Source organism: [Chlorobium] sp. 445, from assembly GCA_002763895.1.
Classification (GTDB): Bacteria; Bacteroidota; Chlorobiia; order Chlorobiales; family Thermochlorobacteraceae; genus Thermochlorobacter.
Window position 1 is genome coordinate 42398 of sequence record NSLH01000008.1, and the last position, 23062, is coordinate 65459.

Here is a 23062-nt window from a genome sequence, read left to right on the forward strand (position 1 = left end):
GAGATTGCGTTTCTCTTTGTAGATTCAGAAAGCAGCTTGGAAAACACGCCCTGTTTAGTTTAGTAACCTTTTGCAGGGCTTACTCAAAAAAATGTCTTTCAAGAGATTTCTCAAAAGAATGGATTCAAACGAAGTTTTATGATCACTCAACCCTTCTCTTATGCTGCCCCAGATGCGCGCGGGCACTTTGGCATATATGGCGGCAAGTTTGTCCCAGAAACCCTCATCAAAAATGCCGAGGACTTAGAGCGTGAATATACTCGTGCAAAAGCTGACCCTGAATTTTGGGCGGAGTACGAGGATTTGCTCACGCACTTTGTTGGTCGTCCTACGCCGCTTTACTATGCCAAACGTCTTTCTGAAGAACTTGGCGGCGCAAAAATTTACCTTAAACGTGAAGACCTCTGCCACACAGGCGCACACAAAATCAACAATGCGATTGGACAAGTTCTGCTTGCCAAACGCATGGGCAAACCGCGGATTATTGCTGAAACTGGTGCAGGTCAGCATGGTGTTGCTACGGCAACAGTCTGCGCGCTCTTTGGCTTGGAGTGTGTCGTCTATATGGGAGAGGAAGACATTGCGCGCCAAGCTCCAAATGTGGCAAGGATGAAACTCTTAGGTGCAACAGTTGTACCTGTTTCATCGGGTAGCCGTACGCTCAAAGATGCCACCAGCGAAGCCATCCGCGACTGGGTAACGAACCCTGATGAGACATTTTACATTATCGGTTCAGTTGTCGGCATGCATCCTTATCCCATGATGGTGCGTGATTTTCAAAGTGTGATTGGTAAAGAGACTCGCGCGCAAATTTTGGAACGCGAGGAAAAACTGCCGACACTTATCACAGCTTGCGTGGGTGGCGGCTCCAATGCGATGGGCATGTTTTATCCTTTTTTGAACGATGTGCCACAGGTCAAACTCGTTGGCGTAGAGGCTGCTGGTGAAGGCTTAGACAAACGCCATGCGGCAACCCTGACCAAAGGCAAGCCCGGTGTTCTGCACGGCGCCATGATGTATCTGCTGCAAAACGATGATGGGCAAATTGAACTTGCACATTCTATTTCTGCTGGCTTAGATTATCCGGGCGTCGGTCCTGAACATAGCTACCTCAAGGACTTAGGTCTCGTTCAATACGAATGTGCTACCGATGATGAAGCCATGCAAGCTCTCAAAACACTTGCGCGCACTGAAGGCATTATCTGCGCAATTGAAACTGCGCATGCCGTTCATTACGCAATTCAAACCGCACCTAAGATGAAACACGATGAGATACTCATTATCTGCCTTTCTGGACGTGGCGATAAAGACCTTAACACAATCATGACCTACTTTGAGATGCAGTAGCGCGTTGCAAATGATGTAGGAGAAACTGGGGCTTATTCTGCTTCGTTAAAGCGTCGCTCCGATTTAGGCTTGCGCACATGCTGATTGCGTTTCACAAACCTTATGGCACACTCTCACAATTTACGCCTGATGGGTCGCCGCATCGCACGCTTGCTGAGTTCGGATTTCCAAAAAATGTCTATCCTCTTGGTCGCTTAGATGCTGATTCGGAAGGGCTGCTGCTACTTTCTGATGAAAAGCATCTCAATAAAAAAAACTTTTAGACCCAACAGCGGCGCATCGGCGGGTGTATTATGCTCAGGTGGAGCGCATTCCCACGCCTGAAGCACTCTCGAAGCTGGAGCGCGGCGTTGTGATTCAAGGGTATAGAACATTGCCCTGCCGAGCGTATTTGCTTGATGTGGAACCAGCCTTTCCGCCACGTGTGCCGCCGATTCGTTATCGACGCAGCATACCCACGGCTTGGATTGCCCTTGAACTTGTCGAAGGCAAGAACCGCCAAGTGCGCAGGATGACCGCTGCGATTGGCTATCCGACCTTGCGCCTAATTCGCATCCAGATTGGCAAGTTTGCTCTTGGCAATTTGCCTGCTGGTCAATGGAAAGTGCTTACCCCTGACGAGCGCCGACAGGTCTTCTCATAGATAAACACTGTTGCTGATTTTTATGCGCTCACCATTTCAAGCGAAGCGCGCACCATCTATCTGCAGCCTGCAACGTTTGTTAGGTGTTGCGCACTTCTAATTCACGCCGCAAGGCTTCGCGCTCAATTTCGAGGCGACGAATCTCTCGGTTGATTTTATCTAACTCTTCTGGCATGCTATCGATTTCCAATCGCAATTTGGAGGCAGCTTCATCAATAAGGTCGATTGCTTTGTCGGGCAGAAATCTGTCGGAGATGTATCGGTTTGAGAGTTCTGCTGCTGCCACAATAGCCGCATCGGTGATGCGCACGCCGTGATGAATCTCATATTTTTCTTTCAAGCCACGCAAAATGGAAATTGTATCTTCCACACTTGGCTCTTGCACGAATACGGTCTGGAAGCGGCGCTCGAGTGCAGCGTCTTTTTCAATATACTTGCGGTATTCGTCAAGTGTTGTCGCACCAATTGCTCGCAGTTCGCCGCGTGCCAGCGCTGGTTTGAGGATATTTGCTGCATCCATTGAGCCGCCTTCTGTTGCACCTGCGCCCACCAGCAAGTGGATTTCGTCAATGAACAAAATCACCTCGCCATCGGATTGCTGCACTTCACTTACGATTGCTTTGAGGCGTTCTTCAAAATCACCTCTGAATTTTGTGCCTGCCACGAGTGCTGCAACATCCAGTGCATGAATGCGTTTGCTCTTCAAGTTTTCAGGGACATCGCCTGCCACGATGCGCTGCGCAATACCTTCAGCAATGGCAGTTTTACCTACGCCCGGCTCACCGATAAGAATGGGATTGTTCTTTGTGCGGCGCGAAAGAATTTGCAAGACCCGACGGATTTCTTCATCGCGCCCGATGACCGGATCGAGTTTGCCTCTTCGTGCCAAATCATTGAGATCGCGCGAGTATTTTTTGAGGGCGTTGTATCGGTCTTCGGCATTCGGATCGGTGATGCGTTGTGAGCCACGCAGTGTTGCCAAGGCTTGCAGCACTTTGTCTTTGCTTACGCCTGCATCCGTCAGAATGCGACCTACTTTTTGAGCAGACTCGACCATAGCAAGAAAAAGATGCTCTGAGCCGATGAATTCATCTTTCATACTTTCCGCAATGCTCGAGGCCCCATCGAGAATTTTGGCAAGATTTTGTGAGAGATACTGCCCTGAGACCGATGCGCCTGTTACCTTTGGGAATCGGTCAATTTCGCGTTCCAAAATTGAGATGAGCATTTCGGTCTGCACGCCCATCTTTTCACAAATCTGAAAGGCGATATTTTCTCGCTTGCAGAGCAGCGCCCAGAGCAGGTGCTCGGGCTCAATTTGCTGATGCTGATTTTTGCTTGCTTTATCTACTGCGTCTTGAAATGCTTCTTGCGCACGCAGAGTAAATTTGTTCGGATTAAAGTTCATGGTCGTTTCTCCCTTTCTTCTCACTCAGAATAACTGCGCAGGCACCTTCAGCACAGAACCAGATCTTGTTTCCTGTGCTGCGCTAAACACGGTGCCAAAATTTACGAAAATCTCGCATTGAGGTTTAAATCCAAGCTAGCTTGGCTGCCTTGAGGCTTTAGTTGCCAAAATTAGCTTGTAGCCTGAGTGCCGCCACAATATCGGTTGATGCCCGAATAACCACGCCGTTGACATTTGTGGCTTGTACGAAAAATGCTGCCACATCACCAGAGAGCTGGACGGACTGTGCTACATCGTAGGCTAAGTTCAGCCCTAATTGCGTGCGCGGAAAATCACCGAAGTTTAGGGCAGTGCGTATGGTCGGGCGGAGTGTGCTGTTGAGAAAGGCATAGCCGACACCAATATCAATTGCGGTAAAAGTTTGTGTCTGTTTCCGTGGAGCAGGTCGACTGCCAGCTTGAGCGGGGTCTAGAACAAAAAATTCGCTTTGTTGATTGGTGAAATTGACATTGAGCCGAAGCGGAATTGCAAATGCAAAACTGCTTGAGAGGACGATTGCACGACTTGAAAAATTTTGTGAGACTTGCTGGCTATCCAGCGGTGAATAAATCACATCTGTTCGGCTTAGGCTTAGATCACGGTTGTCGTTGCGGTTGGTAAAAATTCCTGTCAGTCCCAGCGTAAGCGTAATTTGATTTTGCAGGTCAAATGCTTTTTGAATATCGCCTAAGAACGTAAATGTCGTATTGTCGTTTTGCAGAGCAAGTCCGCTTAGTGTGGCAACTTGAATGATTGAATTGACCTCGACGCTGTCGCGGAATGTTGCGCCAATGTTGTTTTTATTGCCCTGAAATTGCACTTCCAAGCGTACATTAGGCAGTTGATTACCGGGGAAGGCTGCAGCGCCGAATCGGAAGAGCGAGCGTGTGGTGGTTGCATCCAATGTGCCACCTACGCGGAGCACGCGGTCGCGCTGACGCAGCAAGTTATCGCTTAGCGATTCAAATGCCGCCGTAAAAATCAGTCGGCTGTCAAGCAAGCGGAGCCTATCGCTTATGCGAAAGCCTTGCACGTCGGGCAGATAAAATGCCAGACCGAAGGAGTTAAATTGTGAGCCTTGGCGCAAGTACTCGAAGCGTGTTGTATTGCCAATTTCTCTGATGTTAAGTTCACCACCGAAGCGAAATGCCAGTGAAGAGAGGTCAATCGGCAGCAGCGGTGTTAGGTTCTGGTTGATGGTGATAAGGTTTGTCAGATTGTTATAGCTTCCAATGATTGGAATGCTCTGCAGCCGCTCTGCAACTCCTACGTTACCTGTAAGTTCATCGAGTTGCTGCGGTGTCAGACTGCCGTTAGTAATGTCGCGGTTGCTTAGTGAAAAGCCCACATCGGCAAAGATTTCTGCTAATCCTGCCACTGGGATCACTTTTAGTCCAGCACCGATAGCGACATTCTGCTGTGGTGCTACACCGCGCTGAAGAATTTGAAATCGGTTTAAGCCTGTAATGTCATCGCTGCCACGTAGCACTTGCAAGTTGAAACTGACCAGATCAGTCTTGACACCTGCAACCGCAGCAAAGATATTACGCGAGAATGCTCCCAGCGCAGTTCGTTGCTGGAACGTTTCGCCTGCTGCACTCGAGTCAATGCGCACAAACCCACGCTGCAAGAGTGCTGTGATAGAGTCGGAGCGATTGGGCGAATTTACTGGAATCGTAACTCTGCCACCGACAAATTGCGCATCAAATCCATCTGCGGCGTTACCCACCAGCACGGTTGTACGGATGAATCCGGGCGTGGCGTTGAATTCTACACCACGCACACGCACGCCATTGCTCAGGTAATAGGTGTATTCAGGGAACACATCACCAGCTTTGACTTCTACAAAAGGCAGACCGATGCGTCCAAGGAAACGGTTGGCTGGCTGACGAAACGCTTGATTTTCATTTGTGATATAGACTTGCGCCCCAACGCTGAGAAAATCGAGTGTAGCATCAAAATTGACATTCAGTCGCGCATAGTTAATCGTCGAGTCGTTGATGCGTTCGCTGCGCACTTCCGCAGCATTCTGTGAGGTAAAGCGCGGTTTTCGCTGTTCTATTTCTGAACGTACAGGCTTGCCCACATCAAGGCGGCTGATGACCGTAAAGGTTACACTATTGGTCGTGATCACAACATTGTTACTATCGCGTGCTACAACCGTTACCTTGCTTCTGCCCGGACGCGGTCTATCTGGCACATAGGTAATCATATTCTCTGAGATGATTGCGCGAGGCGTTACATCTGTGCCGTCGTAAAACAGTTGAAGTTTGCTTCTATCAATCTTCGAGCTAATGCGATAGAAAGAGAAAGAGATCACAAGCTCATCTTCCGAGATAAAGGCACCACGCTCTGGCGAAATGAGAATGAGCTGATCGTTTTCAGGCTTTGGCATAACAGTTATACTTGCTGGTGTTGTCTCAGGCGTGAGTGCAGGGAAAGTTAGGCGCGAGCCATCGGTCAATTGTGCAATGACATAGAATTCAATGGCTGGCGGTTCGACTTCCTCGCCTGAAATTCGCGCCACATAACGATTGCCTTCAGGCTGCGCTTCCACAATACGATACTCTGATGTGCCATAGACACGGAAACGCACGATGGCACGGCTGATGGAGACATTTTGCGGTGGCTCGATGCGCACTTCGAAGGGCTCGCCTTCTTTAGCTGGTGAAGTGGTAATGTTCAGCAAACGCTCTTGTGCAAGTGCACCAGCAAGCGGGAGCAAGAAAAAGCAAAGGGTTCCTAAAAGGCGCCACAGGATCATCTTTTTCCTCCTTATTTGTTTGAATTGGCTTAGTCGTCATCGCCGCCTGTCAGCATAAACAGGGCTTCACGCAGCTCTTTATTTGCGTGCGTCTGACCAAGCTTTGCTGTCAATGCAATGCCCTTTTCATAGAGCATTTTTGCTTTGAGACTTTCACCTTGCTTTTCGTAAAGCTTACCTAAGTGGTAGTAGGTTGCTGTGTAGTTTGGGTCGTTTTGCAGAAGGGTTTCAAATTCAGTTTGCGCCTCTTTAAGCAAGCCCAGCATTCGCATATTCCAGCGCAAGTGCATAGCGTGAAAAAGAATCGGTTGGATCCTTTTCCAAGAATTTTTTCAACTGCACGATGCGAGGATTACTCATGCTTAAAGTTTTCGGCTAAGATAGCAATTCGCGGGTATTTGCAAAATATTTATGTGCTTAGGCAAGTGGGAACGGTGGCCAGCCCATTGGCTTACCTGCAATCAGATGCACATGCAGGTGAAAGACCGTCTGCCCGCCCTCACGGTTGCAGTTGATCACGGTCCGGTAGCCACGCTCATCCAGACCAAGCGATTTTGCAATATCTTTTGCAGCCACAAAAAGATGCCCGACCAGTTCAGCATCATCTGCTGTAAGGTCGTTGAGCGTCTCGATATGGACTTTCGGGACAATGAGAATGTGCGTTGGGGCTACAGGGTTAATGTCGTGAAAGGCGAAAATTTTGTCGGTGCTAAGCACTTTCTTTGATGGAATGCGTTCTGCTGCGATTTTGCAGAAAATGCAATCTTCTTGATAGAGTGAGCGAGCCATGGCGATTTGGTTTAAGGGTTATTCTTTGAGCGACTGTTGTGCTGCCGCTTTGAGACTGTCGCGCAGTTCTTTTCGGCGAGCGTAGTAGAGTGCCGCATTGACGGCATGTTGCTCAGCAGTTTCGGCAAAGCGATGCCCACCGTAGCCTGTTGCCACAAAATAGAGATACTTTGTTTTAGCTGGATTGAGTACGGCTAAGATAGATTCTTTTGTAGGGTTGCCGATAGGTCCAGGTGGCAATCCGCGATAAAGATAGGTGTTGTAAGGTGAATCACGCTTGCGATGTTTAGGGTTGTTAGGATTGCCATCGTAGTCATTATCCAGAATGGCAGCGTAGATAAAAGTCGGGTCGGCTTGCAGCAGCATGCCTTTTTCTAAACGGTTGAGATAGACCCCTGCCACAAGCACTCGCTCTGAAGCTAATCCGGTTTCAGCTTCCACAATCGAGGCTAAGGTAAGCACTTCGACTTCACTCAAGCCACGCTTACGTGCCAGCTCGCGTAGGCTATCGTTGAACACTTTTCGTAATTCCTTAACAAAATAGCGAATCACATCTTCGGCAGTCATGGACCACGGCAGCGTGTAAGTATTTGCCAAAAAGTAGCCCTCGAAGTTCGGGGCATCCACATCCAGTTCCTTGAGTAATGCAGAATCAGAGAAGGCTTTCATAAATGTCGCCGAATCGGTGTCGAGACTTTGTCCAATGATTTGAGCCACTTGTGTGCCACGCGAGACTTCAGGGATGCGGACTTTGACTTCATCTTGTTTGCGAGTGCACATAAAGCGCAGCAATTGCGCACTGGTCATTCCGCTTGGGATGTAGTATCGCCCAGGCTTGATGTTTGTAAGTTCTGGCATGAAGCGCGCCACAATTTGCAAGGGCAAAGTGTGTTTGATGACACCTTCTTTTTGCAACTCGTTTGCAATCTGCATAAAAGTCATGCCACGATGAATTTTGACCAGTTTGGGCTCATCATAGCGTCCAGAATTCAGTGAGGATTTGAACAGATACATGTACGCAAAGCCCAGTGCAACAGTGCCGAGCATAAAGAGCAAGAACAATAATTTTGAAGTTACACGCCAGAATATCTGCATCATGTTCAGGGCGTTAAATGTGAATAGGCAACCTTAGTCGCCGCGCAGAATTTTTTTGAGGTCGAGTTCAGGCAATTCTTCTAGCGTGGATATACGATAAAAGCCTTTTGGCAGTTTTTGGCGCTTGCGGTGATTGTTGATATACACTTTTTTACTGAGAGATGTTCAATGGGCAGCAAATCGCGCTCTAAGTCTGAGCCGACGACAATGACATTCTCTGGCTCGCATCGTATCGATTCAATGGCAAGTTCAAACACTTTTGGGTTTGGCTTGAAGTATCCTGCATCGCTCGAGGTGATGATGGTTTCAAATCGGCGCACAAGTCCAAGATCGTCCAGCGCGTCTGCCAAAATAAACGCCGAGAGCGGGGTATTGGCAAGAATGCCAAGCATATAGCCGCTGCGTTGCAAGGCAATCAAGCAAGCGGAGAGTCTGCGCGAGATTGATAGATTTGTCATACGGCGCAGCACCATCATAATTTCGGAGATTTCATCGATGCTCGGCTCGCGCTGCAAGGCTTGTGCGATAGCACGAGAGACCACAAATGCAAAGTTCGGAGTTTGCAGCTCACGCAACATTGTTTGCTCGACACAGGCATTGAAGACAATGAGTGACGATTCGGCAATTTTTTGAATGTCGTGAAGGGTAAGATGTTGGTGCAGATGAGGAAATTGCAGAGCAGAAATATCCATATAGAGTTCGTTTGTTTCCTCGCACTCGGTCTTTTGCCTTGTTAGCACATCGAGGCTAAACAAGATAGCTTGGGCACTTTTCATAGATAATTGCTGTGCGTTTGCTTCTTAGGGCTTCTGTCACGCATTTTGCTTGCACGGCATTATGCGCCAAACAGTTTTTTCCACTCCTCTATTTCATGTTCCGAGAGCATTGCAGGCTTTTTGTCATCACGCTCTTTACGATTTGCTGTTGCACCGTGTGCCTGCTCGCTTTTTGGCTCTGCTTCTGACAACCAGGACAAAAATTCTTCACTTGAAGCACTCTTTAGACCAGAGACACGCGCATAATCGCGAATGCTTCTGTCAGAACTCACAATCAAGAGCTTGTGCGAATGTGCTTTGTCTATGAGCGATTTGATGTATGCATCCGCACTCTCACCGCTTGCTGTGAAGATAATATCTAAGTATCCCTGTTTTTCTGAACTGCCCAGTACGCCTCGTCCATCATACACAAGCGTTATCTCAGTCTTATGCTTTGCCGCATAACGGTACAATTTCTGTTCAAGTTTTTCTCTAACAAGTGATAATGTTTGCGGGGAAAGCGCTTTACCCAACTTATGCACCAGATTATAGCCGTCGATAATTACTCGCTTCATCAACTTCTAAACGCTCTAAATGCTTAACATTTTTGCACTCCGGCAATATACAAAAGTAAGATTTATTATGAGGAATTGCTCTGAACAATCATCAATAGCAACGACACTGCAGGCTGCTTCAGCATCAGATATTGCAGGGTATGAGTTTCTGCAGAACTTAGCTTTGTGCAGGTAAGTGTGCCGTGCATCTTTTTGCAATTTATTATCTGAGATTTTCAATTCATAAAAGGGCTCTTGCTATTGCATTATCTTTGGGCATTTTCAAAACATGTGATATGCAATTTGAACTGCAAAAAAAAGACGTCCATTCGGCGGCTCGAGCGGGCAAAATTACGACGGCGCACGGGGAGATTCTAACGCCTGTCTTCATGCCTGTTGGTACGCGTGGCAGCGTACGTGCCGTTGAGCCACGTGAACTTCTTGAGATTGGTGCCCAAATCATTCTTGCCAACACATATCACCTTTATTTGCGACCCTCAACAGCGCTGCTCGTCAAAGCTGGCGGCGTGCACAATTTCATCAGCTGGCACAGACCTATTCTGACCGATAGCGGTGGCTATCAAGTTTTTTCACTCTCAGAACTGCGTCAGATGAGCGAAGAGGGCGTGATATTCAAATCGCATCTGGATGGCTCAAAGCATTTCTTTACACCTGAAAGTGTCGTAGATGCGCAGCGATGCATCGGCAGCGATATCATGATGGTCTTAGATGAATGTCCACCGCACCATGCAGCGCGAGAGTATATCAAAGCCTCAAGTGAACTTACGATTCGCTGGGCAGCACGAGCGCAAGCCCATTTTGCCAAAACGTCGCCCCTCTACGGCTACGAGCAAACGCTGTTTGCAATTACGCAAGGCGGAACATTTGATGATTTGCGCACCGAATCCACCAAGCGTCTGGTTGAAATGGATTTTGAGGGTTATGCTATTGGTGGACTTGCAGTTGGCGAGCCTGAAGAAGCAATGTATCGTGTCTTAGAACTCTCGCATCCGTTATTGCCCGAACATAAACCGCGTTACCTGATGGGCGTTGGCACACCTATCAACATTCTCAATGCAATTGAGCGTGGCATCGATATGTTTGACTGTGTTCTACCAACTCGTGAAGGCAGAAATGGTAGAGTCTACACACGCTATGGCGCCCTCAACATTCGTGCCGCCAAGTATGCCGAAGACTTCCGCCCGCTTGACGAAGGCTTTGAGAACTATGTCTGTCAAAACTTTTCTCGAGCTTACATCCGTCATCTTTTCAATGTCGATGAAATTTTAGGGCTTCAACTCTGTTCGCTTCAAAATTTGTCATTTTTTCTTTGGCTCACACACACTGCACGCGCACGCATTCTCGATGGCACCTTCAAGGCGTGGAAAGAGGAGTTTATTGAGCAATTTCAATCTGGCGAAAAAATCGGTGCGCTTTGATTGACCTGCACCAGTGAATTGTTGTGTGCACTTTCTTGCTCAATGCCAACACCCCGCCAGAGCAAGTCTCAAGATTGTAAGTATGGCTCCGCTTCTTTTTCTGCTTGTTCTGCTCTTTCACGCTGGCGCTGCACAACAGCTGAAATCCAGATGCTCACTTCATAGAGCAATATCATCGGCACGGCAATGACCAATTGCGTAACGATGTCGGTCGAAGGCGTTACGATTGCCGCAAGAATGAGAATGGCGACAATGGCATGCCTGCGGTAGTGGCGCATAAAAGGGGGCGTGAGAAATCCAATTTTTGAGAGTACATACGACACAAATGGAAGTTCAAACACTAAGCCGCATGTGAGCAGTGTTCCCACAAAAAATGAGACATAGTGATCGACCGAAATGTTATTTTCAATTAGCGACGTGCCAAACCCTGCAAAGAAGTTGAGTGAGACGGGCAGAAGTATAAAGTAACCAAATGCGATGCCTGCAAAAAAACATAGCGAAACAAATGCTACTGCGAAGCGTGTGGCACTTTTTTCGTGTGGTTCTAAGCCGGGCTCAACAAATTTCCAGATTTGATAGGCAAAAATTGGGAATGCTGCGACCACAGCAGAAAAGAATATCGCTTGCAAATACAGCGAAATTTGCCCGTAAGGAATCAGGTTTTGCAACTTTGCGTTTGGGCTTGTGCGTTTGAGCGGTCCAATCAAAATCTCAGACACGATGAAGTCTGCAAAGTAAGTGCATACGGCAGCAATCAGTACTACTGCAATTAGCCCTTTGATGAGTCGCCAGCGTAGTTCTTCGAGATGATCTAAAAATTCCATCTCGTTTTGCTCAGAAAATTGCTTTGGCATAGAACTTTGTGTCGTTGCGTCTATTAGGAACGTCAAGATACGAAACGCATTTTTTGCTGCCGAAAGTTTGTCAGCGCCATCACCTGTAGAGGCTTTTTATGCGCTTGGCATTCAGGCCGGTTTGTCTGGTAAGAAATTTTCTTTTTTCTTTATGATAAGTTTTTTGCTCGATGCGACCGTGATTTTTTGTTATCACAAAATTACATCTCACCTTGATTTTGGTATCTGCACACGCACGCCTGAAGATTTCCAGTACGATGCCAGCTGGATAGCGTCTCTTCCATGCGAACAGCGTCCGCACATCATTTTTGATGATGGCTATGAAGACACGTTTGAGGTTGCCTACCCGATTTTGGATGCGCTTGGGCTGCGTGCCTCACTTTTTGTGATTACCAACTGGATTGGCAAGCCAAACCACTGGGACGCCAATTTTTTCGGTACATTTCAGCATATTTCACTTTGCCACTTGCGGCAATTGGCTGCAGCAGGCTGGGAAATCGGTAGTCATGGCGCTACACATCGCGCTCTGACCACGCTCTCACGCCATGCGCTTCGTCAAGACTCTTGGGGTCTAAACACTACTTAGAAGATGCACTGGGTGTGCCGGTCAAAAGAATATCCTTTCCATTTGGTATGTTTAATCAGGTTGTGCTTGAAGCATGTCGAGAAGCTGGTTATGAGGCTGCCATCTCAATTCGTCGTCGTTCTGCCTGTGGATTTGTGGAGCGCAGTTTAGCGGTGTATCGTTTCGACAGCATGCGCCGACTCCATGCCAAGTGGCGTGGCTCATCCCTCGAACTTGCCCGGCTTCGCTTCATCAATGCCTTTTCAGGCTTAACAGTTTTGATGCATTTTGTTCGTAATTCAGTGCCAGAAATGAAAGATGTCCGATAGATTGACCCAATACTTTTTGCTTGCTCTGGCAAGTTTGCTTGTTATCTTTTTTGCTTACGAAGTGCGCGAAGTGCTCTCGCCGTTGCTGATTTTTATCCTTGCTGTGTTCATGCTCTATCCGATTAGCGAGAATTTTTATGCCAATCGATTGATTTGGATTTGTGTGATTTTGTTTGTTGCGTGGTTTGCTAAAACGCTCTCTGGACTGCTTGCGCCGTTTATTATTGGCTTTGTGCTTGCCTATCTCTTTGAGCCTTTAATTGGGCTGTTGATGCGCCTTCATGCGCGCATTACACGCAGCATGGCTGCACTTATCATTACCCTCTTTGGCGTAGGCAGTGTGATTTTGGCAGTTATTTTTATTACACCGCTCATTACCGCGCAGTTAAGTGCCCTTGCCTCTTCACTTTCGACTTTGCCTGAACAAGCCGAAGCGCTTGTCCAAGAGATTCTCTCACATCCACTTGCTGTACAACTTGGTCTGAACAGTCAAGACATACAAGAGTCGGTGGTTGAGTGGCTACGGACACGCTCAGATGATATTGGCTCAATTTCTGCAAACGCTATTTCGGCTATCGCAAGCAGTTTTCCGCAATTGCTCTCTGCCATCATTGATATTGTATTAATTCCTTTCCTTGCTTATTACTTTTTGAGTGATTTGCCCGGCATCAAAGAGACCATTCGGCAATTGGTGCCGCCACAGTATCGCAATATGGCGCAGGACTATGCCACGCTTGGCGGTGACATTGTCCGACAATACTTGCGCGGTCAACTTATCGTCGTGTTTATTCTGATTATGTTTTACTCCGTTGCCTTCTCGCTTATCAAATTGCGCTACTCATTCTTGGTCGGTATCATTTACGGTATCATGTCCTTTGTACCTTACATCGGCGGCATCATTGCATTTCTCTCGAGCGTGCTTGTTGCTGTCTTTGGAGAAAATGTTGCGCGCACCATCTTGCTCATTGCCATCATTTACGCTGCAGGACACGCCCTAGAAAACTTTGTGCTTGCTCCGAAAATTATTGGCGATCGTGTCAAACTCAACCCGATTGTGCTTTTCCTTGCAATTTTTCTCTTCGGCTATTTCTTTGGATTTTTGGTGTATTGCTGGCTGTGCCACTTTCAGCGTTTCTTGTCGCCGTTCTGCGTCGTTACTTAGAAAAGCGTGAGGCTGCTCAAGCAATAGCTACTGCCCTGCCAAATGGCGAGGTACAACTTGAAGAGACCAAACCTGCGGAGGTAAAAGAGCTTTGACTCACCCAATTTTAGAAGCCCAAGGTATTTTCAAGACTTATTTGCCTAAAGGGCGAGAGCCTATTGCAATTCTAAAAGGTGTTTCACTCTCCGTAGGCGAAAATGAAATCATCACTATCGTCGGCGCATCAGGCAGCGGCAAGACCACGCTGCTCAACATCTTAGGCACACTCGACTTTCCCGACAGTGGTGAAATACGCTTTCAAGGCAAGACCATCACCAGCGGCACACGCACTTTGCTTTCAGCTGATGAACTTGCAGCGTTTCGCAACCGCAACATCGGCTTTGTGTTCCAGTTTCATCATTTGCTTGAAGATTTCACCGCACTCGAAAACGTTGCCATGCCGCAATTTATCGCTACCGGCGACCTCAAGCGCGCAAAAGCACATGCTGAAGATCTCCTTGCCAGTGTAGGTCTTAAAGACCGCTTGCATCACTTGCCGTCAGAACTTTCAGGGGGAGAACAGCAGCGTGTTGCGGTTGCACGTGCGCTCATCAATCAACCGCCGCTCGTGCTTGCCGATGAACCCTCAGGTAACTTGGACTCACACAACAGTGACAAACTCTATGAGCTTATTGCACGACTCTCACGTGAGAGTCGCACATCGTTTGTTATCGTCACGCATAATGCTCGCTACGCTTCACTTTCCGACCGATGCTTGCAAATGAAAGACGGTGTGCTCGATGTCTTTTCCAGCAACGTGACCGTGAGCTAACAAAAGTCACTTGATTTTGATTTTGTGCTTCTTGCTTTGTAAGTTCCGAAAAACTTTGATAATGAGATCACAATAACTTTATCTACCTGTCTATGCAGCGTCTTCTACTCGCCGTTCTACTTTTCACTTTTTCTTTAACCTATCTGAGTTGCACACCGGAGCGAACCTTCCCAACTGAAGGCGGTGAGCCCGGCACAGGCACGCTTGGCAGTTTTGATGCCAGCCGATATGTCGCTATTGGCAACAGCATCACTGCAGGATTTCTTTCTAATTCACTCTATGAGGCTGGTCAAGTCAATAGTTATCCTGCACTCATTGCGCGTCAGGCACATGGCAAGAGTGAAAATGGCATCGGTCAATCTAAGTTCCAGATGCCGATTATCGCAGAGCCCGGCTTCGGGGCGGCTGTTAGCGTTGGCACGAACACCGTTCTTGCCAGTGGCAGAATTGAACTTGGTGGATTTAGTAGCACGGGTACGCCTATCACTTTCACGAACACCTCACCGACTGGCAATGGTCAGCCACCACCCAACAATCCCGCTTTTCGCAATGCGACGCTTGCTCGCCCGTACAACAATCTTGGCATTCCTGGCATCGTGATGGGTGATGCCACGCTTGCCATCACCAGTGCCAATAGCGTCTCGCGTAGCCCGTTTATTGATATCATGCTGCGCAATCCGCTTTTAGGTAACCGCTCTCCAGTGCAACAAGCAGCAGCGCTGCTTGCCCCGCAGCAAGGCGATAAACTCGTTACATTCTGGCTCGGCAATAATGATGTGTTAGGATATGCCACTAGTGGCGGTGTCAGTCCTGCTGCACCTACACCCACTGCAACTTTTACCTTGCTCTACAACCGCGCACTTGATAGTTTGCGCCGTATTCCCAATACGAAAATCATCGTCGCCAACATTCCTGATGTTACAGCGATTCCTTTTACCACCACCTTGGGTCCGCTCCTACGCACGCTGCTGACCGTGAATAGAATTCCAGGCATTTTTTATCAACGTGGCGGCACCGTTCCAGCTAATCCTGCAATTGGCGTACCGACCCAACTTGCTACAACCGACATTGGCAATCCGACGCGTGCGCTCATTTTGCTTACAGGTTCAGCTGCCATTCAGCAGATTGGCGCTACAAATGGTGTGTTTGCGCGTAGCTATTGGGTGAATATCTTGGCGACAGCAAACCCAGCCATTCGCACTTTGCCTGCCGCGCAGCAAGACACAATTATTCGCCAGACGCTTAACATTGTCACCACGGCACCTTTTGCACTCTCACCGCAAAATCCACTGCCTAACCAGTTTATTTTGGATGATGGCGAAATAGCAGTGGCACGTCAAGCTATTCAAGAATTCAATAATGCTATTCGCGCGCAGGTCGGTCAAGGTGGTGTTGTCGGTCTTGTAGACATCAACGGCATTTTTAACAACATTGTGCGCAATGGTGGCATTGAAGTCGATGGAGAATGGCTGAAGACAGATCTAGCAACCGGTGGGCTTTTCTCCATGGATGGTGTTCATCCTTCGCCCAAAGCGCATGGCATTGTCGCTAATGAATTCATCCGCATCATTAATCGCGAGTTTAATGCTAACATTCCACTTGTGATTGTCAGAGATCTTCCGAATGGGATTGTTCAAGCTGGTCGCTCTACTTCTGCTGCGATTGACTTCTCAAACCCTGAAAGTTTGAAGTTCATCGATCCAAAAGTCTATGAAACTGCCGCTAGACACTGTGGGGCATTTCGTGATTATCCTTTGTTCTGAGCAGCTTAGTCTGCAAAGTCTTAACCACATGCATCGTCGTGTCTGACCTTCTATCAACACCAACAGCCGAGTTTTTGCTCGGCTTTTTTTGTTAGCTCGTGTAGGCAGAACGCGCAGTAATTAACAACCTCTCAGCATAAAATTTCTAGTTTGATGGATTTGGCATAAATTTGCAGTCTTTTGCAGTTTTTTCATGCACTCAACTAGCGTAAAGACATAACCAAACGAATGTCACTTCAAAAGTTACTTACTTCACTTCGCTCGCTTCGGCGTTATGAACATCCGTACTACATTCCTACACTTTGGCACAAAGGCACGCTTGGCGTAGAAGCTGTAGATCCTGCATTGCATTATGCCAGCATTATTGAAAGCATTCTTGCGCAGCCTAAGATGGCGCGTGTTGGTGAAAACCCTGATGAATGGGCGCGTTATGCTAAAAGCTATGGGGCAGAATCGCCTCGCTTTGAGAGCGGCGAATGGTCGCGCTTTGCAGTGGTCTATAATCTCTTCGTGCGTCTGGCAACAGCATTTGACCACAATCAAAATGGGCAACTTGAGCTCGAGACACCTGATGCTTTTCGTGAAACGGGGACATTTCTTAAAGCCATTGCGCTTCTGCCTTACATCAAACGATTAGGTGCCAACACAGTGCATCTTTTACCTATCACCTCCATTGGCAGCGATGGCAACAAAGGTAATTTAGGCTCTCCCTACGCCATCAAGAATCCTTACAAACTCGATGAGCGACTCTCAGAGCCTTTGCTTGGTCTTTCAGTGGAAGATGAATTTCGTGCCTTTGTGGAAGCGGCGCATCATTTGGGGATACGCGTTGTTGTAGAGTTTGTCTTCCGCACTGCGGCAAAAGATAGCGACTGGATTCCAGAACATCCCGATTGGTTCTACTGGATTGATGCCCGTGTAGAAGACCGTCCGCCCGGCGCGCTCGATGAAGCGCGTTATGGCAATCCGATTTTCACAGCTGAAGAACTTTCACTGATTCTTGATAAAGTTGAGCGCGGCGACTTTTACAACCTGCCAGAGCCACACGCTATTTATCGCTCATTTTTTACCGAGCCTCCAGAGACCGTTGAACTGCAAAATGGGCGTTACATTGGTCGTACGCGGTCAGGTCAATTGTGCCGCATCCCGGGTGCATTTGCCGATTGGCCACCGCAAGACACGCAACCGCCATGGAATGATGTTACGTATCTCAAGCTCTATACGCATCCGCGTTACAATTATATTGCTTACAACACGGTTCGCATGTACGATGCGAATTTAGTGCAGCCTGAATACATCAATCAGCCGCTTTGGGAAAAAATCATCGGCATTATTCCTTACTATCAAGAAGCATTTGACATCGATGGTGTCATGATTGATATGGGTCATGCTTTGCCGAGCTTACTCAAACAATCTATGGTTGCTGCCGCGCGCAAGAAAAACCCACAGTTTGCGTTCTGGGATGAAAATTTTGCGGCGACTGCCAAAAGCCGTGCTGAGGGCTACAACGCCGTGATTGGCTCTATGCCCTTTGTGATGCATAATTTTATGGATCTTGCCAAGATGCTTAGCGAATTTTCGCGCAGTGGAGTTGCCATTCCAAGTTTTGCTACAGCCGAAAGCCACAATACCCCACGCGCAGCAGCACGTTTCGGCGGCGGTGCCACAGGACGTGCATTTTCAAAGTTCGTTTTCGCACTTTCTGCTGTCTTACCTGCCATTCCGTTTATTCACAATGGCGCAGAAATTTGTGAGCATTACCCGATTAACACCGGTTTAGGATTTTCATCTGAGGACCTACAGCAATTTCCCTCCCATCGATTACCACTGTTCAGTGCTTTTGCTTTTGATTGGAAAGATGCAAATCATCAAGAACCACTTATAGACTTTCTCTCGCGCGCTATGGTAGCACGTGAGAAATATCTGGATGTCCTTGCAAATCATTCTCCACAGTCTATGACGTTTTTCAGCAATATCGATTCTGAAATGATTGTTCTTACACGACAAGTGGGCAATAAAAAACTGCTCTACATCGGGAATGCTAATGTGCAAGGTCGTGAGAGAATTAAGATTCCGCTTGCGACCTCAAAACCCGTGCTAGAAGATTTGTTCTCAGGCAAAGTGTTCAGTCTTTCATCAAACTTTCTGAGCGTAGAGCTTGATGCTGGTGAGAGCGCTCTCTTTGAAATTTCATAACTTTCATTTCAACCAAATTATCCTGTTATGTCTTTACTTGTAGTTGGTTCGCTTGCCTTCGACGACCTTGAGACGCCTTTTGGAACTTCGCCCAATACACTTGGCGGCTCGGCTACATATATTTCAGTAGCGGCTAGTTTCTTTACGGATACGATTCATCTTGTCGGTGTGGTTGGCGAAGATTTTGGTGAAGAGAATCTTAATCTCTTCCGTGAGCGCAATATCGACTTGGGCGGCGTGAAAATTGTGCCCAACGGCAAAACTTTCCGCTGGGCGGGTCGCTACCACTACGACATGAACACGCGCGACACACTTGAGACGCAGCTCAATGTCCTTGCTGATTTCGATGCTGTCATTCCACACCAATATCAGCAAGCTAAATATGTGTGCTTAGGCAACATTGACCCTGTGTTGCAAAAGAAAGTCTTGGAGCAAGTCTCTCGCCCCAAACTCGTCATTTGCGACACTATGAATTTCTGGATTGAAGGCAAACCCAAAGAGTTGCGTGAGACTCTGCAACTTGTTGATGTCTTTATCATTAACGACAGTGAAGCACGCCTACTTGCCAAAGAACCCAACCTAATTAAGTGCGCACGCATTATCCGCGACATGGGTCCCAAAATACTCATCATCAAAAAAGGTGAGCACGGTGCCTTGCTTTTTACAGACAACGGCATTTTTTCTGCACCTGCCTATCCACTCGAGTTCATTTATGACCCGACGGGCGCTGGAGATACCTTTGCAGGCGGCTTCATTGGCTATCTTGCTAAGACAGGCGATATCAGCGAGCAATCGCTGCGTAAAGCTGTACTTTATGGCAGCACCATGGCAAGTTTTTGTGTTGAGCGGTTCGGGGCAGCACGTCTCTTCGAACTTAGTCCACTTGAAATCTCTGACCGCTATCAAAGTTTCTTGGATCTCTCACGCATTGAGGAGTAGTACTGACCAAGTAATGAAGCCGACTTATGCTTTGCATGAGCGTGTCACAGCCGAAGGCGCTCATATGCACCGGCATTTCATTTACTACTGTAGAGCGTTGAATGAACTATCAAGTGCGGTTGATAAATTTTGGCAACATAGCTAACGCATCCATGACCATCAAAGCAGGGGATATTTTCTCTTTTACGGCGCGCGATGGCTCCTTTGGCATGGTTAAAATACTGCGCGTTGACACGCTCGATGACTTACCCACACCTGAGCCGATTGTGCATTTACTTGTCTATTCGCTGCGCAATATTTTTCCGCCGAATGCGGCCTACCTTGCTCATGCTACACCTTTTATTGCACATTTGCCGCTGATGCAATCGGGGGTCGCACAGTCAGGCTGCATGTTTATTGGCTATCAAGAGGTCAGCGAAACTGAACTTGAAGCCTACTGGATCTGGCGTGAGGCTTTTTTTGCTGGTGAAGCTGGCGTCTTTGACCTGACGATTGATGACGCTATTGCAGCTATTCTTGAAGCCTTAGGCAAGCGACCTGCATCGTAATTTGTTGCCGTTATGGAAGTTGTCTATTGGGTGTTGTGTCTTGTGCTGGTGCTGTTAGGTTTTGCTGGCATTGTGCTGCCGGGTGTGCCCAGCGCACCGCTGGTGTTTTTAGGACTTTTAGGCGCCGCATGGATTGATGACTTCGAGCGCGTCGGGTGGCTTCCGCTGTTGCTGATTGGCATACTTGGCATGCTGACCTTTGTCGCTGATTTTCTTTCAACCGCACTTGGCGCAAAGCGCGTTGGGGCGAGCACATGGGCTATTGTTGGCGCTACAGTGGGCACTATGGTTGGGCTCTTGTTCGGCTTCATTGGCATTCTGCTTGCCCCTTTCATCGGGGCGGTGCTTGGAGAGTATCTTGCAAAACGAGACATGCTGCAATCAGCAAAGGCTGGCTTAGGGACTTGGGTCGGAATGGTTATAGGTGCATCTGCAAAAATTGCTCTGCTTTTCATGATGGTTGGTATTTTTGCTGTAGCTTACTTTTTCTGATGCTAACGCACCGTGTGTAGCACGCAAGGCTCTGCAAGCTATATGCTCATCCGTTCTTATGCCCAAAGCGCTGTATATCGGTACATCTACCTGGTTGCAAAAAGACTGGGTTGGCAATTTCTACCCGCCACATACCAAACCGCAAGATTTTCTTGCTGAGTATGCCCAGCGTTTTCCCACTGTAGAAATTGACTCGACTTTTTATGCCATTCCTCGAAAGAGCGTTGTAGAATCGTGGTACAATAAAACTCCGTCGCATTTTCTTTTTAGTGCAAAATTCCCGCAGCTTATCACACATGAGAAGAAATTGGTCAATGCGCTCGATGATGTAAAACTTTTTCTGGATACCATGTCGCTGCTCAAAGAAAAGTTAGGGTGTTTGGTCTTGCAGTTTCCGCCCGACTATGCTGCAACACCAGAGAGTGTAGAGCATATGAAGCACTTTTTAGCTGCACTGCCAACCAAACTTTTTCGCATCGCTTTGGAGGTGCGCCATACGTCATGGCTCAAAGAAGGATTTTTTGCACGACTTCATCAACATCACGTTGCACTTGTGCTCACCGACCAACCTGCCATGAAAGGCGTTGGTGTTCAGACGGCATCGTTTATATATGTGCGCTGGTTGGGCAATCGCAAATTGCTCTCAGAACCTTTCACGCATCTGGTTTTTGACAAAACTGCAGATATGACGGCTTGGGCTAAATTTATTCATAGCCTTGACTTTGAAATCGGGTTCGGCTATTTCAACAATCACTACGCAGGGCATTCGCCAAGTTCTGTGCAAGCCTTTAATGCCATCTATGCCTCGCTCTCAACACAAGCTACTGGGCGCAACACCTAAGTGCACTGACTTTACTATTGACCTTCCGCTCTCGATTCAAAAATTTGTATGCACAAGAAGATAGCGTAACTTTGCAAAAACCATTATGCAACTGATAGATTCACTCTCGTTTTAAGTTATGACATTTGGCTCGCCGTTAGCTGAAGATGTGCCACCGTTTCTTATTGCACTGGGGCTCATCATCGGTCTTATCATCATTTGTGAACTCCTCAAAAAATTTCTCGGTGTAAGCACACGCGTTACGCGCAAAATTGTACATATCGGCACTGGCGTTTTCGTTTTCTTTGCGCCGTACTTTTTCAAGTCTAATTTTTATCCTGCACTGATTCCCTTGCTTTTCATTCCCTTCAACTTGCTTGCCGTGCGCTTTGGCTGGCTACAATCGCTACACGGTACCGATGCACGTGCTCATCACTCTGCCGACAGCACCATAAACTACGGCACGGTGTATTTTCCAATCTCTTTCCTTTTGCTCACGCTGCTTTGCTGGGGCGATTATGTTTGGATTATGCAAACCGCTATGCTGGTGCTTGGTCTTGGCGATTCTGCTGCCGCAATTGTCGGAGAGAACGTCAAAAACCCGCACCAATACAAGTTCTCGACAGTAAAATCGCTTGAAGGCTCACTGACCATGTTCATCGTGAGCTTCACGACGATTTACCTCTGCTTGCTTTACTTCATGCCGAATGTGCCAAAATTGCAAGTGCTCGATGCCGCTATGGTCTTGGGCTTTTCGCTCTCACTAGCACTTATTGCCACAGCAGTTGAAGCCTTGCTCTCTGGCGGCGCCGATAACCTTTTCGTGCCGCTGGCAGTTGCCTATCCCTTGGGCATCATGGAAATTCAGGGCATTGAGACGGTGCAGAATGTCATTCTGGGTGTTGCTATTTCGGGCGTAGTGGCACGCGCCTCACTTAGCTTGAAATTTCTTAGCGCAAGCGGCGCCACAGCCACGTTTCTTTTGGCTTCCAACATCTTCAGCATGGGCGGCATTGTATGGACAGTGCCAATTATGACCTTCTTTGTGCTCTCCTCAATTCTCTCAAAACTGGGAAAAGCCCAGAAAAAGAAATATGACCTGGTCTTTGAAAAAAGCTCGCAGCGCGATATGGGTCAAGTGTTCGCTAATGGCGGCATCGGCTGGATATTGATGATTTGGTATTCTTTTGTTACCGACAGCGGGTTGCGTGACCTTATTTACATTGGCTACTTAGGGACAATCGCTGCTGTACAAGCTGATACTTGGGCAACAGAAATCGGCACAATTGTGCGCAATCCCAAGCCGGTTTCTATTGTCAACTTCAAGCCTGTCCCTGCTGGCACATCAGGCGGCATTACATGGATTGGCACACTGGGCGCTTTGCTTGGTGCATTAGTTATTTGTGCCAGTGCATGGCTCTCGAATTGGGATAAAATGCATGAACTTGGCGTACTTTCTTCCTTTGCACTCATTGGTGGCGCCGGGCTTTTTTCAAGCCTTGTAGATAGTTTTCTTGGTGCTACACTGCAAGCCCAATACTACGACCCGATTCGCCAGAAAATCACAGAACGCACGCATAGCATGAAAGACGATGGTACGCTAATCGAAAACGAGCTGCAAAAAGGCTATCGCTGGATGGATAACGATCTTGTCAATTTCATCTGTGGTATCACAGGCGCTGGTATTGCGATTCTCTTGCGGTGAGCGTTCTCAAATGTGCATGTACAGCACACAACCCTGAATCTCAAC

21 protein-coding genes and 1 pseudogene are annotated in these 23062 nt (G+C 47.7%); 14 read left to right on the plus strand and 8 right to left on the minus strand.

Annotated elements, in window-relative coordinates; translation table 11 throughout:
• Positions 1 to 138: 138 nt before the first annotated feature.
• Both trpB and CMR00_04765 read left to right on the plus strand, forming a co-directional pair.
• Positions 139 to 1347, plus strand: coding sequence for a tryptophan synthase subunit beta (gene trpB / locus CMR00_04760; protein PIO48433.1), 1209 nt, complete (start codon positions 139 to 141; stop codon positions 1345 to 1347).
• 77 nt (positions 1348 to 1424) lie between these two features.
• Positions 1425 to 1990: pseudogene (locus CMR00_04765) on the plus strand (pseudouridine synthase).
• A 79-nt stretch (positions 1991 to 2069) separates the two neighbouring features.
• Here the strand turns inward: CMR00_04765 and CMR00_04770 are convergent.
• The 7 genes from CMR00_04770 to CMR00_04800 all read right to left on the minus strand — a co-directional run bounded on the left by CMR00_04770 (position 2070) and on the right by CMR00_04800 (position 9415).
• A complete protein-coding gene (locus CMR00_04770; GenBank protein PIO48434.1) occupies positions 2070 to 3398 on the minus strand; it encodes a chaperone protein ClpB in 1329 nt (442 codons plus the stop codon).
• A 157-nt stretch (positions 3399 to 3555) separates the two neighbouring features.
• Positions 3556 to 6201 carry a hypothetical protein gene (locus tag CMR00_04775; GenBank protein PIO48435.1) on the minus strand — a complete coding sequence of 882 codons (2646 nt, stop codon included), beginning with the start codon at positions 6199 to 6201 and terminating at the stop codon, positions 3556 to 3558.
• 29 nt (positions 6202 to 6230) lie between these two features.
• Positions 6231 to 6467, minus strand: a complete 237-nt coding sequence (locus tag CMR00_04780) for a hypothetical protein (GenBank protein PIO48436.1) — start codon at positions 6465 to 6467, stop codon at positions 6231 to 6233.
• Positions 6468 to 6618: 151 nt separating this feature from the next.
• On the minus strand, positions 6619 to 6990 hold the full coding sequence (locus CMR00_04785; GenBank protein PIO48437.1) for a histidine triad nucleotide-binding protein: 372 nt from the start codon (positions 6988 to 6990) through the stop codon (positions 6619 to 6621).
• A gap of 18 nt (positions 6991 to 7008) precedes the next feature.
• Positions 7009 to 8088 (minus strand): aminodeoxychorismate lyase, encoded by a 1080-nt coding sequence (locus tag CMR00_04790; protein PIO48438.1) that lies wholly within the window; start codon positions 8086 to 8088, stop codon positions 7009 to 7011.
• Positions 8089 to 8165: 77 nt separating this feature from the next.
• Entirely contained in the window at positions 8166 to 8861 is a 696-nt protein-coding gene (locus tag CMR00_04795) for a hypothetical protein (protein ID PIO48439.1), read from the minus strand.
• 59 nt (positions 8862 to 8920) lie between these two features.
• Positions 8921 to 9415 (minus strand): hypothetical protein, encoded by a 495-nt coding sequence (locus tag CMR00_04800; protein PIO48440.1) that lies wholly within the window; start codon positions 9413 to 9415, stop codon positions 8921 to 8923.
• 275 nt (positions 9416 to 9690) lie between these two features.
• Between CMR00_04800 and CMR00_04805 the strand changes: the two genes are divergently transcribed.
• On the plus strand, positions 9691 to 10833 hold the full coding sequence (locus tag CMR00_04805; GenBank protein ID PIO48441.1) for a tRNA guanosine(34) transglycosylase Tgt: 1143 nt from the start codon (positions 9691 to 9693) through the stop codon (positions 10831 to 10833).
• Between the two features lie 68 nt (positions 10834 to 10901).
• Here the strand turns inward: CMR00_04805 and tatC are convergent, their stop codons facing one another.
• Positions 10902 to 11657 carry a twin-arginine translocase subunit TatC gene (tatC, locus tag CMR00_04810; protein PIO48483.1) on the minus strand — a complete coding sequence of 252 codons (756 nt, stop codon included), beginning with the start codon at positions 11655 to 11657 and terminating at the stop codon, positions 10902 to 10904.
• A 97-nt stretch (positions 11658 to 11754) separates the two neighbouring features.
• Between tatC and CMR00_04815 the strand changes: the two genes are divergently transcribed.
• From CMR00_04815 to CMR00_04865, 11 genes are all read left to right on the plus strand, one after another.
• The gene (locus CMR00_04815; protein ID PIO48442.1) at positions 11755 to 12273 is read left to right on the plus strand and encodes a hypothetical protein; all 519 of its coding nucleotides are present in this window, start codon (positions 11755 to 11757) and stop codon (positions 12271 to 12273) included.
• 47 nt (positions 12274 to 12320) lie between these two features.
• Complete coding sequence (locus tag CMR00_04820; GenBank protein ID PIO48443.1) at positions 12321 to 12581, plus strand: hypothetical protein; 261 nt, start codon at positions 12321 to 12323, stop codon at positions 12579 to 12581.
• Positions 12571 to 13743, plus strand: coding sequence for a hypothetical protein (locus CMR00_04825; protein ID PIO48444.1), 1173 nt, complete (start codon positions 12571 to 12573; stop codon positions 13741 to 13743). The genes CMR00_04820 and CMR00_04825 overlap by 11 nt, the downstream gene beginning before the upstream one ends.
• Before the next feature lie 103 nt (positions 13744 to 13846).
• Positions 13847 to 14554, plus strand: coding sequence for a lipoprotein-releasing system ATP-binding protein LolD (locus CMR00_04830; GenBank protein ID PIO48484.1), 708 nt, complete (start codon positions 13847 to 13849; stop codon positions 14552 to 14554).
• 92 nt (positions 14555 to 14646) lie between these two features.
• Complete coding sequence (locus CMR00_04835; GenBank protein PIO48445.1) at positions 14647 to 16317, plus strand: hypothetical protein; 1671 nt, start codon at positions 14647 to 14649, stop codon at positions 16315 to 16317.
• A gap of 228 nt (positions 16318 to 16545) precedes the next feature.
• Positions 16546 to 18513, plus strand: a complete 1968-nt coding sequence (locus tag CMR00_04840; protein PIO48446.1) for an alpha-amylase — start codon at positions 16546 to 16548, stop codon at positions 18511 to 18513.
• 27 nt (positions 18514 to 18540) lie between these two features.
• Positions 18541 to 19452, plus strand: a complete 912-nt coding sequence (locus CMR00_04845) for a sugar kinase (protein ID PIO48447.1) — start codon at positions 18541 to 18543, stop codon at positions 19450 to 19452.
• 101 nt (positions 19453 to 19553) lie between these two features.
• Positions 19554 to 20000, plus strand: coding sequence for a hypothetical protein (locus CMR00_04850; GenBank protein PIO48448.1), 447 nt, complete (start codon positions 19554 to 19556; stop codon positions 19998 to 20000).
• A gap of 12 nt (positions 20001 to 20012) precedes the next feature.
• The gene (locus CMR00_04855; GenBank protein ID PIO48449.1) at positions 20013 to 20492 is read left to right on the plus strand and encodes a hypothetical protein; all 480 of its coding nucleotides are present in this window, start codon (positions 20013 to 20015) and stop codon (positions 20490 to 20492) included.
• Positions 20493 to 20550: 58 nt separating this feature from the next.
• Complete coding sequence (locus CMR00_04860; protein ID PIO48450.1) at positions 20551 to 21333, plus strand: hypothetical protein; 783 nt, start codon at positions 20551 to 20553, stop codon at positions 21331 to 21333.
• 118 nt (positions 21334 to 21451) lie between these two features.
• A complete protein-coding gene (locus CMR00_04865) occupies positions 21452 to 23017 on the plus strand; it encodes a hypothetical protein (GenBank protein ID PIO48451.1) in 1566 nt (521 codons plus the stop codon).
• Positions 23018 to 23062 lie beyond the last annotated feature (45 nt).